A 14,794-nucleotide genomic window follows, 5' to 3' on the forward strand; every position below is an offset into this window, starting at 1 on the left:
GCTCTTCAGTACGGTTCGGCGACTGGTTATCGTCTTCATGAAAAAACTCCTGAAAGTGAGAACGTGGCCAGGAGACCCTCGCCACGAAAGCTTGACATAGGTCAAGACTAACCGCAGTCGGCCCTCTGTCGTATCAGTGAAAACACCAAATGCTTATATTCTGTAATTCGAATAGAAACGCGCGATACACATCCGAAAGCAGCAGAAAAATAAGTACTTTTTACATTTCAAAATCATTTGATCCATTTCAGCGCCGCATGGAAAGCGGGGTGCTCACAGTGTTGCAGCCATTCAAATGCCACCATCTCGCTGGTGACCAGTTCGACACCATTGCCAGCAAGCCGATCAAAGGCAGCATCCCGATCGCGCTCGCGGCGTGAGCTACAGGCATCGGTGACGACCCAGACATCGAATTCCTGCTCCAGCAGGCCCAAAGCGGTCTGCAACAGACAGACATGGGCTTCGCATCCCGCCAACACAATGGTGTTGCGCGCAGGCGTCGGGCGATCGTTCTTCTGCAGGTGCTTCGGCAGGCTGCGTGCATTGCCGCCGGGTCGGGTCACGGGGCGAAGCGCCTGAGGCAGTTCCGATTCGCAGGCATTGAAGTGCATTTTCGGAAACGTGGTCTGGCACAAGGCCCGCAATTCCGGCGCATTCGGCCCCAGCTTGGCGGGGTTTTGCTCGGTTCCCCAAACGGGCACTTTCATCAGCCGAGCCAGGCGGGCCAGGAGCAGCGCACGATCGACCACCTCACGGCCCTGCCAGATGGCAGGCATGAGACGGGATTGGTAATCCACCAGCACCAGTTGGCTGTCGTCGGCACCGATCATCATAAAAAATGCTCTCCTCTTGAAAATCAACTCAAAAAAACCACAGCAACCCATTGACTTCAATGGGTTTTCCATTTAACTTGCAGGCCATGGTGAAGCAGCTTCGGTCAGCAACGGCACAGGCTCTGATGTGTGCAGCATGGGGCCTGGGGTTCATTGTGCCCGCAGCGGCCAGCCCAGCCGATCCCCTGGCCGACTTTTTGCAGCGCAATGGCTGGGTGATGTCAGATCCACCGCCCGCCCTGGAAAGCCCAACGGGCAGACCCGCCCATTCACGGTTGGTGGTCCATGCGTTGGGATTCGTGGGGGTGCCCTACCGGTTGGGAGGGGGCAGCTATGGCGAAGGTTTTGATTGCAGCGGCTTCGTGCAGGCCAGCTTTCAGGAGAGCCTGGGCATCCGCCTACCGCGGCGCGTGGTCGAACAAGCCCATGCCACCACGCCGATCGAGGCATCGGAACTGACGCCTGGCGATCTGGTGTTCTTCAACACACTGGGCAGCCGCTACAGCCATGTCGGCATTTACGTGGGCGACGGTCGCTTCATACATTCACCCCGTACCGGTGCCAGCATACGCATGGAAAGCCTGCATTCCTCTTACTGGTCGTCCCGCTTCACAGGAGCTCGTCGGGTCACTTGGGACGAAGACGCCCAGTGGTCACAGGCCGTACCCTGAAGGCGCAGCCCGCAAGTCCAAGGGCAGTCACCCGCCCCGTCATCGATCGCACTTCAAGCCGAGGCCGCTGCGGCTTTTTTGAGAATGGCGTACAGCTCGTCCTTGATCTGCAGCTTTTGCTTTTTCAGCGTTTCGATTTCCTCGTGGGTACCCGGGCTGATGCGGGCTTCCATGTTCTTGATCCGCTGATCAAGGTCGTTGTGCTTGTCGAACAGGCGGGTGAAATGGTGATCGTTGCCTTTGAGCGTGGTGATCAGCTCGCGGTATTCTGGAAACATCTGAACTCCTGCATCTTCGTGACGGGAGGCGCTCGATACCCATCGCACTTCCCTGACGCCAGACTGTAACCCAGCCTGTCCGATTTCCCAAAACGCGAGCGGTCTGTTGGCAGCGGTTGGGATCTCAAGCCAGTTTGACGCAATCGGCGTAATACCGTTTCTGCCCGTCGAGGCCTTCTTCGACCACCAGGCCGTGTATGTCCGTCTCGAAACCGGGGCACTGCTGGTTGAATTCGCGCGAAAACTTCAGATAGTCGACGATCTTTTTGTTGAACACCTCGCCCGGGATCAGCAGCGGAATACCCGGCGGGTAAGGTGTGATCAGCGCCGTGGTGATGCGGCCTTCGAGATCATCCACCGGCACACGTTCGGTGTTGCGGTGCGCGATCTGCGAGAACGCGTCCGTCGGTTTCATGGCTGGGGTCAGGTCGCTCAGGTACATCTCGGTCGTGAGGCGTGCGATGTCGTACTTGGCGTACATCTCGTGCACGAACTGGCACAGGTCGCGCAGACCCATTTTCTCGTAGCGGCGGTGCTTCTGGCAGAACTCCGGCAGGATGCGCCACATCGGCTGGTTGCGGTCGTAGTCGTCCTTGAACTGCTGCAGCGCCGTGAGCAAGGTATTCCAGCGGCCCTTGGTGATGCCAATGGTGAACATGATGAAGAAGCTGTACAGGCCCGTCTTCTCCACCACCACCCCATGCTCGGCCAGGAACTTGGTGACAATGCTGGCCGGGATGCCGCTGGCCGCGAAATCACCCTTCATGTTCAGCCCGGGGGTGACGATGGTGGCCTTGATCGGGTCGAGCAGATTGAAGCCCGGGGCCATGTCACCAAAACCGTGCCACGCTTCCTCGCCGTCGGCGGTCTGCACGCCTTCGCTGTCGGTGCGTTTGAGGACCCAGTCGTTGGCGCGGCCTATGCCTTCTGCCGCCAAATTTTCCGGTCCCCACACCTGGAACCACCAATCGTTCTCGCCAAAATCCGCCTCGACCTTGCGCATGGCACGGCGGAAGTCCAGCGACTCGGCAATGCTTTCTTCCACCAGCGCGGTGCCACCGGGCGGCTCCATCATGGCGGCGGCCACGTCGCAGCTCGCGATGATGCTGTACTGCGGACTGGTGCTGGTGTGCATCAGGTAGGCTTCGTTGAACAGGTGGCGGTCCAGCGCGGTGGTCTGGGAATCCTGTACCAGCACATGGCTGGCCTGGCTGATGCCCGCCAGCAGCTTGTGGATGGACTGCGTGGAATAGACCACCGAATGCTTGGGCCGGCCGCGTTTGCGGCCCATGGCGTGGAAAGTGCCGTAGAACGGGTGGAACGCGGCGTGCGGCAACCAGGCTTCGTCGAAGTGGAGATTGTCCACATAACCGTCGAGCATCTGCTTGATGGTTTCGGTGTTGTAGAGCACACCGTCGTAGGTGGACTGGGTGAGCGTGAGAATGCGCGGCTTCACCGCCTTGGGGTCCACCCCCTTGAGCAGCGGGTTGGCGGCGATCTTGGCCTGAATGGCTTCGGGCGAGAACTCGCTTTGCGGGATGGGTCCGATGATGCCGTAGTGATTGCGCGTGGGCTTCAGGAACACGGGGATGGCCCCGGTCATGATGATGCTGTGCAGGATGGACTTGTGACAGTTGCGGTCCACCACGACCACGTCGCCGGGTGCGACGGTGTGGTGCCACACCATCTTGTTGGACGTGCTGGTGCCGTTGGTGACGAAGAAGCAGTGGTCGGCGTTGAAGATGCGCGCCGCGTTGCGCTCGCTCTCGCCAATGGCGCCGTTGTGGTCCAGCAGCTGGCCCAGCTCCTCCACCGCGTTGCACACGTCGGCGCGCAGCATGTTCTCGCCGAAAAACTGATGGAACATCTGGCCCACGGGGGTTTTGAGGAAGGCGACGCCACCGGAATGCCCGGGGCAGTGCCACGAGTAGGAGCCGTCTTCGGCGTAGTCGAGCAGCGCCTTGAAGAACGGCGGCTGGATGCCCTCCAGGTAGCTCTTGGCCTCCCGGATGATGTGGCGCGCCACGAACTCCGGCGTGTCCTCGAACATGTGGATGAAACCGTGCAGCTCGCGCAGGATATCGTTGGGCAGGTGACGGCTGGTCTTGGTCTCGCCATAGACGTAGATGGGCACCTCGGCGTTCTTGCGCCGCACTTCCTGGATGAACTGGCGCAGGTTCTGCACCGCCGGGTCCTGCTCGGGGTCGCCGGTCACTTCCTCGTCGTCGATCGACAGGATGAAGGCACTGGCGCGGCTCTGTTGCTGCGCGAACTGGCTGAGATCGCCGTAACTGGTGACGCCGACGACTTCGAAGCCCTCGCTCTCGATGGCCTGTGCCAAGGCACGGATGCCCAGACCGGAGGTGTTTTCGGAGCGGAAGTCTTCGTCGATGATGACGATGGGGAAGCGGAATTTCATGGGTGCCAAGTGTACGTAATGAATGTGTCGGGACCGAGAAACACGACCCGTTTTGTCCCACAATGAGGGCAAGTGTTGCGTTGTTCCCTAACTTCCCACTCCCCAAGGAGCCCCATGGCGGAATCGACAGTGTGGTGGTTGCTGGCCGGCGGCGCGGTGGCGCTGGAGCTGCTGACCGGAACCTTTTTCCTTCTCATGCTGGCGGTTGGCCTCGCGGCGGGGGCCATCGCCGCGCACCTGGGCGCGGGACTTGCGGGCCAGTTTTTGGCGGCAGCCCTCGCCGGAGGTGGTGCCATCGTGCTGTGGCAGCGTTGGCGACAGACCCGCATCACCGCCACTTCCTCTCGCGCCAACCGCGATGTGAACCTGGACATAGGCCAGACCGTCCACGTGCCCCAATGGGAACCCGACGGCACGGCGCGTATCCGTTACCGAGGGGCCGACTGGACGGTGCAGTTACAGACTGGTCACCTGCCCCAGTCGCCCGGCCGTTATCAGATCGTGGCCGTGGAAGGCAATCGCCTGCTGGTGCGCCCCAGCGGTCAATGACCCGTTTTCCCTTCTCCCTGAAAGGACGCTCATGGAAGTCGCATTCGCCATTCTCATCATCGCGGGGATCTTCGTCGTCAAGTCGATCAAGGTCGTGCCACAGCAAAACGCCTGGGTCAAGGAAAGACTGGGCAAATACGCCGGCACCTTGACCCCCGGCCTCAACTTTCTGGTGCCCTTCATCGACAAGGTGGCCTACAAGCACAGCCTCAAAGAGATTCCGCTCGACGTGCCCGAGCAAATCTGCATCACCAAGGACAACACCCAGCTCAAGGTGGACGGCATCCTGTACTTTCAGGTCACCGATCCGATGCGCGCCAGCTACGGCTCGTCCAACTACGTACTGGCGATCACGCAATTGGCGCAAACGACTTTGCGCAGCGTGATCGGCCGCCTGGAACTGGACAAGACCTTCGAGGAACGCGACATGATCAACGCTCAGGTGGTCAACGCCATCGACGAGGCGGCATTGAACTGGGGCGTGAAGGTGCTGCGTTATGAAATCAAAGACCTGACTCCGCCCGCCGAGATTCTGCGCGCCATGCAGGCCCAGATCACGGCCGAGCGTGAAAAACGCGCCTTGATTGCGGCGTCCGAAGGCCGCAAGCAGGAGCAAATCAACATCGCCAATGGTGAGCGCGAAGCCGCCATTGCCCGCTCTGAAGGTGACCGGCAGGCCGCCATCAACAAGGCCCAGGGCGAAGCGGCAGCGATTCTGTCGGTGGCCGAAGCGTCGGCCCAGGCCATCGAGCGCATTGCCCAGGCCATTCGCACCGATGGCGGCGAGGCCGCTGTACAGCTCAAGGTGGCCGAGAAGGCCGTGGAAGCCTACGCCAAGGTCGCAGCAGACTCCAACACCACCCTGATCGTCCCAGGCAACATGACCGAGGTCAGCACCCTGATCGGCTCCGCCATGAAAATGATCAAGACGGCGCAAGGCGCCCACTGACCTGTAGCCACGGCACGAAAATGCGGCTTTCCCGTGTACAATGCCAAGTTCCGTCAGGAGAGATGGATGAGTGGTTTAAGTCGCACGCCTGGAAAGCGTGTGTGGGTTAATAGCCCACCGCGGGTTCGAATCCCGCTCTCTCCGCCAAAGACAAAAAACCCTTGTAAGTCAAGCACTTACAGGGGTTTTTGCTTTGGGGGCAGCAAAACCGGTCGCACACCCTGTGTGCGACTCAGTCGGCTAGAACTCGATCACTTTCACGCCCTGTGCCGTCCCGAGCAGGCACACATGCGCCTTCTGATGCGCAAAAACGCCCACCGTCACCACCCCTGGCCAGTCGTTGACGGTGCTCTCGAAAGCCAGCGGATCGCTGATGCGAAGGCCGGTCACGTCCAGGATGTGCTGACCATTGTCGGTGACGAGCGGCACGCCGTCTTTCAAGCGCAGCCTGGCCGCCCCGCCCAGGCCGGCGAAACGACGGATGATTTGTTGCGTCGCCATGGGAATCACCTCTACCGGCAAGGGAAAGCTGCCCAGCACCGACACCCACTTGCTTTCGTCGGCAATGCATACAAAGCGTTCCGACAGCGCGGCCACGATCTTCTCTCGCGTGAGCGCCGCACCACCCCCTTTGATCATGTAGCCCTTGGGGTCGATCTCGTCGGCACCATCCACATATACCGAGAGGCGTTCGACCTCGTTGGCGTCGAACACGGGGATACCCAAGGCGCGCAAGCGCTCGGTGGAAGCCTCCGAACTCGACACGGCGCCACGAATGCGGTCTTTCATGCCGGCCAGGGCGTCGATAAACTTGTTGACGGTCGAACCCGTGCCGACGCCGACGATCTCGCCAGGCACCACATGCGCCAGGGCGGCGCGGCCCACCAGGGTTTTGAGTTCGTCTTGGGTCAGTTGGCTCATGGCGAGAAAATCCACAAAAAATGCAGCGATTTCCTGGACCAATCTGCAACAATCCGTGCCAACCCAGGCATTCCGCTGATGGAATCAGACCGCGATTATCCAATGTCCCTGCTGCCCTACCCGCTTGCCCGCTCCTTTCTGTTCCGCATGGATCCGGAAGAAGCTCACGTATGGACGCTCAACACGCTAGAACGCCTCCAGCACACACCGCTGATGGCGTTGGCGTCGCAGCCGCGCGTGAGCGATCCGGTCACGCTGGCTGGCCTCACGTTCCCCAACCGGGTTGGCCTGGCTGCCGGCCTCGACAAAAACGCCCGCTGCATCGATGCCTGGGACGCATTGGGCTTCGGTTTTGTGGAGGTGGGCACCGTGACGCCGCTCGGCCAGCCAGGCAATCCCAAGCCCCGGATGTTCCGGATTCCGCAACGACAGGCACTCATCAACCGCCTGGGTTTCAACAACGAGGGACTGGAGGCTTTCGTGGCCAACGTGAAGCGCTCCCGTCTGCGCCAGACCCCCCGGGCGGGCGGGATGTTGCTCGGCCTGAACATTGGCAAGAACGCGGCCACCCCCATCGAGCGCGCCACCGACGACTACCTGACCGCGCTGCGGGGCGTCTACCCACATGCCGATTATGTGGCCGTCAACATTTCCAGCCCGAACACGCAGAACCTGCGCAGCCTGCAAGGCGATGAGGCCCTGGACCGGTTGTTGGGGGCTCTGACACAGGAGCGCCAGCAACTCGCCGAGACATGGGGCACCCACAAACCGCTGTTCGTGAAAATCGCCCCGGATCTGGACGAAACCCAGGTGACCGTGATTGCCGAAGCCTTGAAAAAACACGGCATGGATGGCGTGATCGCGACCAACACCACGCTGTCGCGCGAGGCGGTGCAAGGCCTGCCCCATGCGGACGAAGCCGGCGGCTTGTCGGGCGCCCCACTGTTACAGGCCAGCAATGCCATCATCCGACAGTTGCGCGAACGCCTGGGCAAACACTTTCCCATCATCGGTGTGGGCGGCATCCTCAGCGGCGAGGACGCGATCGGCAAGATCCATGCGGGCGCCGATGTGGTGCAAATTTACACCGGCCTGATCTACAAGGGCCCGGCCCTCATCACCGAAGTGGCCCGCGCACTGCTCAAGACCCGCGTCTGACCTGCACAGGCTGCCGGGGGTGGTTCAATCGCGCAGCAGGGTGGTCACGTGTTCGCCAATGGCCAAGGCGCTGGTCAGCCCCGGTGACTCGATGCCGAGCAGATTGACCAGCCCGGGAATACCGTGGGCAGAAGGCCCATCGGCGCGGAAGTCGGGCGCCACTTGGCCAGGGCCATACAGCTTGGGGCGCACCCCACTGTAAGCGGGTTGTAGGGCTCCGTCAGGCAGTTGCGGCCAATAGCGGCGCACCTCGGCATAGAAGCCTTCGGCCCGCCGAGGGTCCACCGCATAATCGATGGCGGCGGGATCGGTCACGTCCAGCCACTCCAAATCAGGGCCGAAACGGGCTTGCCCCCCCAGGTCCAGCGTGAGGTGCACGCCCAGCCACGCATCTTGTGGCGCCGGGTAGATCAAGCGGGAAAAAGGCGCTTTGCCGCTGAGCGTGTAGTAGCTGCCCTTCGCGAAGTAGGGTTGCGGCTGCCAGGCCGCAGCCAGCCCTTCGATCCGGCGTGCCACATGGCAAGCATACAAGCCAGCGGCATTGACCAGCCAGCGGCAACCGAGCATCAGCCACTCATCGCCAGCACGCACCTGCAAGCGAAATCCTTCGGGCACCGGCTCGGCCCGTTCGAACGTGGAAGCCAGGGCCACCATGCCCCCGGCGTTTTCCAGGTCGCCCTGCAGCGCCAGCATCAAGCCATGGCTGTCCACGATGCCCGTGGTGGGTGACCACAAGGCACCCATGCAGCGCAGAGCCGGCTCCATGGCCCGCGCCTGGTCGGCATCGAGCAGGGTCACGGGCACCCCATGACTGTGCGCCTGGCGGGCCAAGGCATCCAGGGCGGGCAGTTGGGCTTCGTCGCAGGCAACCACCAGCTTGCCACAGGCCCGGTGCGCCACGCCATGGGTGGCGCAGTAGTCGTAGAGCAGTTCCTTGCCACGCACGCACCACTGCGCCTTGAGCGAGTCGGGGGGATAGTAAAGCCCAGCGTGGATGACTTCGCTGTTGCGCGCACTCACACCGGTGCCTATTGCGGTTTCTTGCTCCAGCACCACCACATCCAGTCCCGTCTGGGCCAAGGCACGGGCCACGGCCAAGCCGACCACGCCAGCCCCCACCACCACCGCATCGACTCGGTCCATGGCTTTAGCGACGCCGCAAAGCCCAGAACAGCGTTGCCGCGAGCAGCGCCATACCGCTGAAGACCAGGAAGGACCAGTTGGCGATGGTCAGGCCGAGGAAGGTCCAGTCGATCTTGGAACAGTCACCCGTGCCCCGAAACACCATGGGAATCACGCGGCGCAACGGAAAACTCTCGATCATTCCGAACAGGTCGCGGCCACAACTCAGCACTTCGGGCGGGTACCACTGCAACCAGCTCTGCCGTGCGGCCGTGAAGGCGCCGAACACGGCGATGACCAGCACCCCCAAGGCCCCGCCCATGTGCACGGCGCGTTGAGGCAACAGCGCAGCGACCAGGGCGACAAGCCCCACGCCGATCAAGGCATAGCGTTGCACGATGCACATGGGGCATGGGTCCAACCCCACGACCACCTGCAAATACATGCCGAAGGCGAACATACCTGCACACACCACGGCAACCAACGCCAGCCAGCGGCGAGGGTGTGCAACCAACCCATTCAACACCTGGTCCATGAATGCTTTCTGAGCCATCAGCTCTCGGCAAACGCCCGTTCGATCACGAAATCACCCGGGGTAGATGTGTTGCCTTCCACAAAGTGCCGCTCCTCCATCATTTTTTTCAAGTCTCGGAGCATATCGGGGCTGCCGCAAATCATCACCCGATCCTCGGCTGGATTGAGCTTGGGCAACCCCAGGTCGGCCTCCAGTTTGCCGGTCTCGATCAGCGTGGTGATGCGGCCACGGTTTTTGAACGGTTCGCGCGTCACTGTGGGGTAATAGCGCAACTGTCGGGACACCATCTCACCCAGAAATTCGTGCTTGGGCAGATCGACGGTGATGTATTCGTAATACGCCAGCTCGTTGACCTGCCGCACCCCATGCACCAGGATCACCTGCTCGAATTTTTCATAGGTTTGCGGATCGCGGATGATGCTCATCCAGGGGGCCAGGCCGGTCCCGGTGCCCAACAGGTACAAGCGCTTGCCGGGCAGGAGGTAGTCGATGACCAGGGTACCGGTGGGCTTGCGACCGACGATGATCTTGTCGCCCGGCTGAATGTGTTGAAGCTGGCTGGTCAGCGGGCCATCAGGCACCTTGATGCTGAGGAATTCCAGATGCTCCTCGTAATTCGCACTGGCGATACTGTAGGCACGCAACAAGGGTTTGCCATTGGGCTGTTTGAGCCCGATCATGGTGAAGTGTCCGTTGGAGAACCGCAGCGACTGGTCACGGGTGGTCGTGAAGCTGAACAGGCGATCGGTCCAGTGGTGTACGGTGAGTACACGTTCCTCGTTGAATGCGCTCATGTGATGGAAAAGAAAAGCCGCTGCATCGGCCCGAGGCCGACGCGCTGGTTTTGCAGAAAGACAGACTGACCTGACGGCCAGCTCCACAGCCGCAAGTGTAGCCACAGCCTGCCAGGGCCGCCTTGACATCGCGCAACCCCTCACGCATCCAAAGCCTCCAAAGCTTGGTACAGTGACGCTGCGCAAGCGCAGGGGAGCGGTTCCGCGATGGTGGCGCATTCTGCCTTGACGGCAATCGAACCCGAAACAATAAATATTCATTTGGTCATAACCCGAAGTACGGACACAAGGAAGACTCATGGCACGCATGGTTCAATGCATCAAACTCGGCCGGGAAGCCGAGGGGCTCGACTTCCCCCCCTACCCTGGTGAACTGGGCAAGCGCATCTACAACAGCGTGAGCAAGCAGGCCTGGGCCGATTGGCTCAAGCACCAGACCATGCTGGTCAACGAAAACCGGCTGAACCTGGCCGATGCACGCGCCCGCCAGTACCTGGCACGGCAAATGGAAAAACACTTCTTCGGCGAAGGCGCCGACCAGGCTGCCGGCTACGTACCACCGACGCAGGATTGATCCGCGCCATGGCGCATTCCCCCGTGGCGTGGCAGGAAGACGGCACACCCCACAGCCCACGCTTCCATGACATCTACCGCAGCCGGGGTATGGGCGCCACCGGTCCCTGGGACCAAGCTCGCACCGTGTTTCTGGGTGGCTGCCGGCTGCTGCCCGCCAATGATGCGCCTGCCATCTGGTCTGGCCAGCGGCAATGGCATGTCCTGGAAACCGGGTTCGGGCTCGGCCTCAATTTTCTCGCCACCTGGGATGCCTGGCGCCGCGATCACGAACGACCCGGGCAACTGTTTTTCACCTCGGTAGAGGCATGGCCCGTGACCGCGGACGACCTGCTGCGCGGCGTGCAAGCTTACCCAACGTTGCAACCGCTGGCCCAAGCCCTGGCCCAGCAATGGAAGGGCCTGTTGCCCGGCACACACCGGCTGGTCTTTGAAGACGGGCGCGTGCATCTGACACTGCGCATCGGTCATGTGCACGACAGCCTTGCTGCGCTCGACATCCCGGTGGACAGCGTGTTCCTGGACGGTTTTTCGCCCCAAACCAACCCCGACATGTGGGACGAAAAGGTCATCGCGGGAATGGCGCGCCTGTGCCGCCCTGGAACCCGGGTATCGACCTGGACGGTGGCCCGTTCGGTGCGCGACCTCCTGGTGAAGTACGGTTTCGAGGTGACACGCCAACCCGGATGCCCACCGAAGCGAGAACGGCTGGAGGCCAAGTTCGAGCCGCGTTGGCCTGTGAGGCGTTCATGGCGAAGCGCCTGCGCCAGCACCCCATCCCATGCGGTGGTGTTGGGGGCCGGATTGGCGGGGTCGGCCGTGGCCTGGAGCCTGGCCCAGCGAGGGTGGCGGGTGGACGTGCTGGACGCGGCGGACCGCCCCGCTGCCGGCGCCTCGGGGCTGCCGGCTGGCTTGATCGCACCGCACGTCTCCCCAGACGATGCGCCTTTGTCCCGGCTCAGCCGGGCAGGCGTGCGCGCGACGCTGCTCAGGGCTCAAAGTCTGCTCACCGAAGAACGGGACTGGGCGCCCGTCGGGGTGCTGGAACACCGGGTCGAGGGCAAGCGTGCCCTCCCTCCTTCAAATCCCGGAGAACAAGCCGTGGACTGGATGGCGGACTGGTCGGCCGAGGCCACGGCGGACCAGTTGGCCCGTTGCGCCCTGCCGGACGGGGCCAGCGGGCTCTGGCACGGTTGTGGCGCCTGGATGAGGCCCGCCTCATTGGTGCAAGCCCATCTGTCGCATCCGCTCGTGCGTTGGCAAGGGAAGTGCCAGGCGGCCCGCATCTGCCGCGAAGGCGATCTCTGGGCCGTGCGGGATGCCAGCGGGCAATGTCTGGCTCAGGCTGCGCATTTGATTCTGGCTTGCGCCTACGGCACACGCGCACTGCTCGCCGAATGGCTTGACCACAACCACGCCACCCTGCCTCTGAACGCCCTGCGAGGGCAAGTGAGCTGGGGCAACATGGAACAGATACCGCAACCCGCGCGCCAATGGCTGCCGGCATGGCCGGTCAACGGCCACGGCAGCTTCATTCACGGCGTGCCCAGCGCGGACGGAGAGCCCATCTGGATCGTGGGTTCTACCTTCGAACGTGGCCAGACGCAGCCCTGTGTCACCCCTGAAGACCATGCCGCCAACCGGGTTCGCCTGGAACGTCTGCTGCCGTCCCTGGGCCGAGCCATGGGCGAAACAGTACAGTCGGCCCAAGGCTGGGCAGGGGTGCGCTGCACCCTGCCGGATCGCCTGCCAGCGGTCGGCCCCCTCGATGCCGCACGCTGGCCTGGCCTACACGTGTTCACCGGCCTAGGCGCGCGGGGGCTGACCCTGTCGGTGCTCGGCGCGGAAATTTTGGCCGCGCAATGGCACGGTGAGCCTTGGCCAGTGGATGCTCCCTTGGCCAGAGCGATGCTGGCCTCCCGTTTTGCCACGCAGCGCTAGGCCGCTGGCGCTCAGCTCATCCTCGTAGCGAACCGTCAATTGGTGCCTGGGCGCCAATCCGCACTCACATCAAACCCGTCTTCCAGACCCTGTTTCATTATTCAACAAAGAAATATATGAATGATGAAAAAGTAGTTTGGATTTATGAAGGAGCCCCGTACAGTCCGGAGCCATCTCCATTGGGCAGACCAGCCCAGACGACTCCGCCATGTACGCCTACACCGACTTCGACCGCCAATTCGTCCGCCAACGCGCTGCCCAGTTCCGCGATCAGTTGGAGCGCTTCCAGGCCGGCACCCTGGGAGCCGACGAGTTCAAACCGTTGCGACTGCAAAACGGTTGGTACATCCAGCGCCACGCACCCATGCTGCGGGTGGCCGTTCCCTACGGCGAACTCTCCAGCCGACAGGTGCGCGTGCTGGCCCGCATTGCGCGCGAATACGACCAGCCCAGCCACGAGGTGTTCCAGGGCGCCGTAGAGGCGCAGAACAGGCTGGGCAGCATCCAGCTGCGCGACGGCCGAGCCATTGCCAGCCGCCTGCCCACGGGCTATGCCCATTTCACCACGCGCCAGAACGTCCAATTCAACTGGATTCCCCTGCACCTGGCCGCCGATGTGATGGACCTGCTGGCCAGCGTGGACATGCACGGCATCCAGACCAGCGGCAACTGCATCCGCAACATCACCACCGACGAACTGGCTGGCATTGCCGTGGACGAGGTGGCCGACCCGCGCCCCTTCGCCGAGATCATGCGCCAGTGGAGCACGCTGCACCCCGAGTTCGCCTTCCTGCCGCGCAAGTTCAAGATCGCCATCACCGGCGCGCGCGAGGACCGTGCCGCCATCTACTGGCACGACGTGGGCCTGCAGATGGTGCGCAACGAAGTGGGCCAGCTCGGCTTCAAGGTGCTGGTCGGCGGTGGCATGGGCCGCACGCCGACCATCGCCACGGTGATGCGCGAGTTCCTGCCCTGCGACCAGATCCTCAACTACCTGGAAGCCCTGGTGCGCGTCTACAACGCCTGGGGCCGCCGCGACAACATCTACAAGGCACGCATCAAGATCCTGGTGAAAGCCGAAGGCCAGCGCTACATCGACGAAGTCGAGGCCGAGTACCGCCGCATCGTGGAGCAGGACGGCGCGCCGCACACCATCACCGCCGCCGAACTGGAGCGCGTGAGCCGCTATTTCGCACCACCGCCAGCCAGCGCCTCCGCCCACTGCACCGACGAAAAAGTGGCCCGCATCCTGCGCGCCGCCGCCGACGACGACGTGGAGTTCAGCCGCTGGATCCAGCAGAACGTGCAGCCCCACAAGAACCCCGACCTGCGCGCGGTGACGCTCTCGTTCAAGCGCCTGGGCCAAGCCCCGGGCGACGCCACGGCCGACCAACTGGACGCCGTGGCCGAACTGGCCGACCGGTACAGCGCTGGTGAGGTGCGCGTCACGCACGGCCAGAACCTGGTGCTGCCCTGGGTGCGCTGCGACGCCCTGCCCGACCTGTGGCGCGATGCCCGCCGCCTGGGTCTGGCTCGCCCCAACATCCGCCTGCTGACCGACATGATCGCCTGCCCCGGTGGCGACTTCTGCGATCTGGCCAATGCCCGCTCACTCACCGTGGCCGAGGCCATCACCCAACGCTACCAGGACATGGACGAGCTGCACGACCTGGGCGAGATCGACCTGCACATCAGCGGCTGCATCAACAGCTGCGGCCACCACCACAGCGGCCACATCGGCATCCTGGGCGTGGACAAAGACGGCCAGGAGTGGTACCAGCTCACTCTGGGCGGCTCCGACGGTTCCGCCCTGAGCGGTGCCCCCGTGGCGGGCAAGGTGGTCGGCCCAGCCTTCTCGGCCCATGAAATCACCGAAGCGGTGGAAGCCGTGATCGACACCTACCGCACCCAGCGGCTGGATGGCGAGCGCTTCATCGACACGCTCAAGCGCGTGGGCCACGACCCGTTCAAGACCGCCGCCAACGCGGTGCGCGTCACCACGGCCCGCACCGCCCCCCGCGAAGAAGCCGTGAACGCCTGAAGACCCCATA

14 protein-coding genes and 1 tRNA gene are annotated in these 14,794 nt (G+C 62.8%); 8 read left to right on the forward strand and 7 right to left on the reverse strand.

Features of this window, described 5'->3' with window-relative positions; genetic code table 11:
• Positions 1 to 233: 233 nt before the first annotated feature.
• Complete coding sequence (locus HZS63_RS09900) at positions 234 to 833, reverse strand: isochorismatase family protein (RefSeq protein WP_180683977.1); 600 nt, start codon at positions 831 to 833, stop codon at positions 234 to 236.
• A gap of 218 nt (positions 834 to 1,051) precedes the next feature.
• Between HZS63_RS09900 and HZS63_RS09905 the strand changes: the two genes are divergently transcribed.
• A complete protein-coding gene (locus HZS63_RS09905; RefSeq protein WP_246316291.1) occupies positions 1,052 to 1,504 on the forward strand; it encodes a C40 family peptidase in 453 nt (150 codons plus the stop codon).
• Positions 1,505 to 1,557: 53 nt separating this feature from the next.
• Here HZS63_RS09905 and HZS63_RS09910 read toward each other — a convergent pair whose 3' ends face one another.
• Both HZS63_RS09910 and HZS63_RS09915 read right to left on the reverse strand, forming a co-directional pair.
• Entirely contained in the window at positions 1,558 to 1,782 is a 225-nt protein-coding gene (locus HZS63_RS09910) for an HP1242/YdcH family protein (RefSeq protein WP_180683885.1), read from the reverse strand.
• A gap of 124 nt (positions 1,783 to 1,906) precedes the next feature.
• Entirely contained in the window at positions 1,907 to 4,201 is a 2,295-nt protein-coding gene (locus HZS63_RS09915) for an arginine/lysine/ornithine decarboxylase (RefSeq protein WP_180683886.1), read from the reverse strand.
• Between the two features lie 114 nt (positions 4,202 to 4,315).
• On the opposite strand from HZS63_RS09915, the gene HZS63_RS09920 reads away from it, so the two are divergent.
• The 3 genes from HZS63_RS09920 (at position 4,316) to HZS63_RS09930 (ending at position 5,846) form a co-directional block, all read left to right on the forward strand.
• Positions 4,316 to 4,750: an NfeD family protein gene (locus HZS63_RS09920; protein ID WP_180683887.1), complete on the forward strand. Its 435-nt coding sequence runs from the start codon at positions 4,316 to 4,318 to the stop codon at positions 4,748 to 4,750.
• A 31-nt stretch (positions 4,751 to 4,781) separates the two neighbouring features.
• Positions 4,782 to 5,699 (forward strand): SPFH domain-containing protein, encoded by a 918-nt coding sequence (locus tag HZS63_RS09925; protein ID WP_180683888.1) that lies wholly within the window; start codon positions 4,782 to 4,784, stop codon positions 5,697 to 5,699.
• 56 nt (positions 5,700 to 5,755) lie between these two features.
• Positions 5,756 to 5,846, forward strand: a tRNA-Ser gene (locus HZS63_RS09930).
• A 93-nt stretch (positions 5,847 to 5,939) separates the two neighbouring features.
• Here HZS63_RS09930 and rpiA read toward each other — a convergent pair.
• Positions 5,940 to 6,620, reverse strand: coding sequence for a ribose-5-phosphate isomerase RpiA (gene rpiA, locus HZS63_RS09935; RefSeq protein WP_180683889.1), 681 nt, complete (start codon positions 6,618 to 6,620; stop codon positions 5,940 to 5,942).
• A gap of 102 nt (positions 6,621 to 6,722) precedes the next feature.
• Here rpiA and HZS63_RS09940 point away from each other — a divergent pair, with 102 nt between their 5' ends.
• On the forward strand, positions 6,723 to 7,778 hold the full coding sequence (locus HZS63_RS09940) for a quinone-dependent dihydroorotate dehydrogenase (RefSeq protein WP_180683890.1): 1,056 nt from the start codon (positions 6,723 to 6,725) through the stop codon (positions 7,776 to 7,778).
• Between the two features lie 24 nt (positions 7,779 to 7,802).
• Here the strand turns inward: HZS63_RS09940 and HZS63_RS09945 are convergent, their stop codons facing one another.
• From HZS63_RS09945 to HZS63_RS09955, 3 genes are read right to left on the reverse strand one after another with little or no spacing between them, the layout of a single operon-like run.
• Positions 7,803 to 8,921: an NAD(P)/FAD-dependent oxidoreductase gene (locus HZS63_RS09945; RefSeq protein ID WP_180683891.1), complete on the reverse strand. Its 1,119-nt coding sequence runs from the start codon at positions 8,919 to 8,921 to the stop codon at positions 7,803 to 7,805.
• A 4-nt stretch (positions 8,922 to 8,925) separates the two neighbouring features.
• Positions 8,926 to 9,453 (reverse strand): disulfide bond formation protein B, encoded by a 528-nt coding sequence (locus HZS63_RS09950; protein WP_246316285.1) that lies wholly within the window; start codon positions 9,451 to 9,453, stop codon positions 8,926 to 8,928.
• Complete coding sequence (locus HZS63_RS09955; protein ID WP_180683892.1) at positions 9,453 to 10,229, reverse strand: ferredoxin--NADP reductase; 777 nt, start codon at positions 10,227 to 10,229, stop codon at positions 9,453 to 9,455. The genes HZS63_RS09950 and HZS63_RS09955 overlap by 1 nt, the downstream gene beginning before the upstream one ends.
• 298 nt (positions 10,230 to 10,527) lie before the next feature.
• Here HZS63_RS09955 and HZS63_RS09960 point away from each other — a divergent pair, with 298 nt between their 5' ends.
• The 3 genes from HZS63_RS09960 to HZS63_RS09970 all read left to right on the forward strand — a co-directional run bounded on the left by HZS63_RS09960 (position 10,528) and on the right by HZS63_RS09970 (position 14,784).
• A complete protein-coding gene (locus tag HZS63_RS09960; protein ID WP_180683893.1) occupies positions 10,528 to 10,803 on the forward strand; it encodes an oxidative damage protection protein in 276 nt (91 codons plus the stop codon).
• A gap of 8 nt (positions 10,804 to 10,811) precedes the next feature.
• Complete coding sequence (gene mnmC / locus HZS63_RS09965; protein WP_180683894.1) at positions 10,812 to 12,743, forward strand: bifunctional tRNA (5-methylaminomethyl-2-thiouridine)(34)-methyltransferase MnmC2/FAD-dependent 5-carboxymethylaminomethyl-2-thiouridine(34) oxidoreductase MnmC1; 1,932 nt, start codon at positions 10,812 to 10,814, stop codon at positions 12,741 to 12,743.
• 208 nt (positions 12,744 to 12,951) lie between these two features.
• Positions 12,952 to 14,784, forward strand: coding sequence for a nitrite/sulfite reductase (locus HZS63_RS09970; RefSeq protein WP_180683895.1), 1,833 nt, complete (start codon positions 12,952 to 12,954; stop codon positions 14,782 to 14,784).
• Positions 14,785 to 14,794 lie beyond the last annotated feature (10 nt).

Source organism: Tepidicella baoligensis (genome assembly GCF_013432195.1).
Lineage (GTDB): Bacteria > Pseudomonadota > Gammaproteobacteria > Burkholderiales > Burkholderiaceae_C > Tepidicella > Tepidicella baoligensis.

Coding starts and splice junctions, on each gene's coding strand:
- HZS63_RS09900 (WP_180683977.1), bottom strand. CDS start 833: ATGATGATCGGTGCCGACGACAGCCAACTGGTGCTGGTGGATTACCAA.
- HZS63_RS09905 (WP_246316291.1), top strand. CDS start 1,052: ATGTCAGATCCACCGCCCGCCCTGGAAAGCCCAACGGGCAGACCCGCC.
- HZS63_RS09910 (WP_180683885.1), bottom strand. CDS start 1,782: ATGTTTCCAGAATACCGCGAGCTGATCACCACGCTCAAAGGCAACGAT.
- HZS63_RS09915 (WP_180683886.1), bottom strand. CDS start 4,201: ATGAAATTCCGCTTCCCCATCGTCATCATCGACGAAGACTTCCGCTCC.
- HZS63_RS09920 (WP_180683887.1), top strand. CDS start 4,316: ATGGCGGAATCGACAGTGTGGTGGTTGCTGGCCGGCGGCGCGGTGGCG.
- HZS63_RS09925 (WP_180683888.1), top strand. CDS start 4,782: ATGGAAGTCGCATTCGCCATTCTCATCATCGCGGGGATCTTCGTCGTC.
- rpiA (WP_180683889.1), bottom strand. CDS start 6,620: ATGAGCCAACTGACCCAAGACGAACTCAAAACCCTGGTGGGCCGCGCC.
- HZS63_RS09940 (WP_180683890.1), top strand. CDS start 6,723: ATGTCCCTGCTGCCCTACCCGCTTGCCCGCTCCTTTCTGTTCCGCATG.
- HZS63_RS09945 (WP_180683891.1), bottom strand. CDS start 8,921: ATGGACCGAGTCGATGCGGTGGTGGTGGGGGCTGGCGTGGTCGGCTTG.
- HZS63_RS09950 (WP_246316285.1), bottom strand. CDS start 9,453: ATGGCTCAGAAAGCATTCATGGACCAGGTGTTGAATGGGTTGGTTGCA.
- HZS63_RS09955 (WP_180683892.1), bottom strand. CDS start 10,229: ATGAGCGCATTCAACGAGGAACGTGTACTCACCGTACACCACTGGACC.
- HZS63_RS09960 (WP_180683893.1), top strand. CDS start 10,528: ATGGCACGCATGGTTCAATGCATCAAACTCGGCCGGGAAGCCGAGGGG.
- mnmC (WP_180683894.1), top strand. CDS start 10,812: ATGGCGCATTCCCCCGTGGCGTGGCAGGAAGACGGCACACCCCACAGC.
- HZS63_RS09970 (WP_180683895.1), top strand. CDS start 12,952: ATGTACGCCTACACCGACTTCGACCGCCAATTCGTCCGCCAACGCGCT.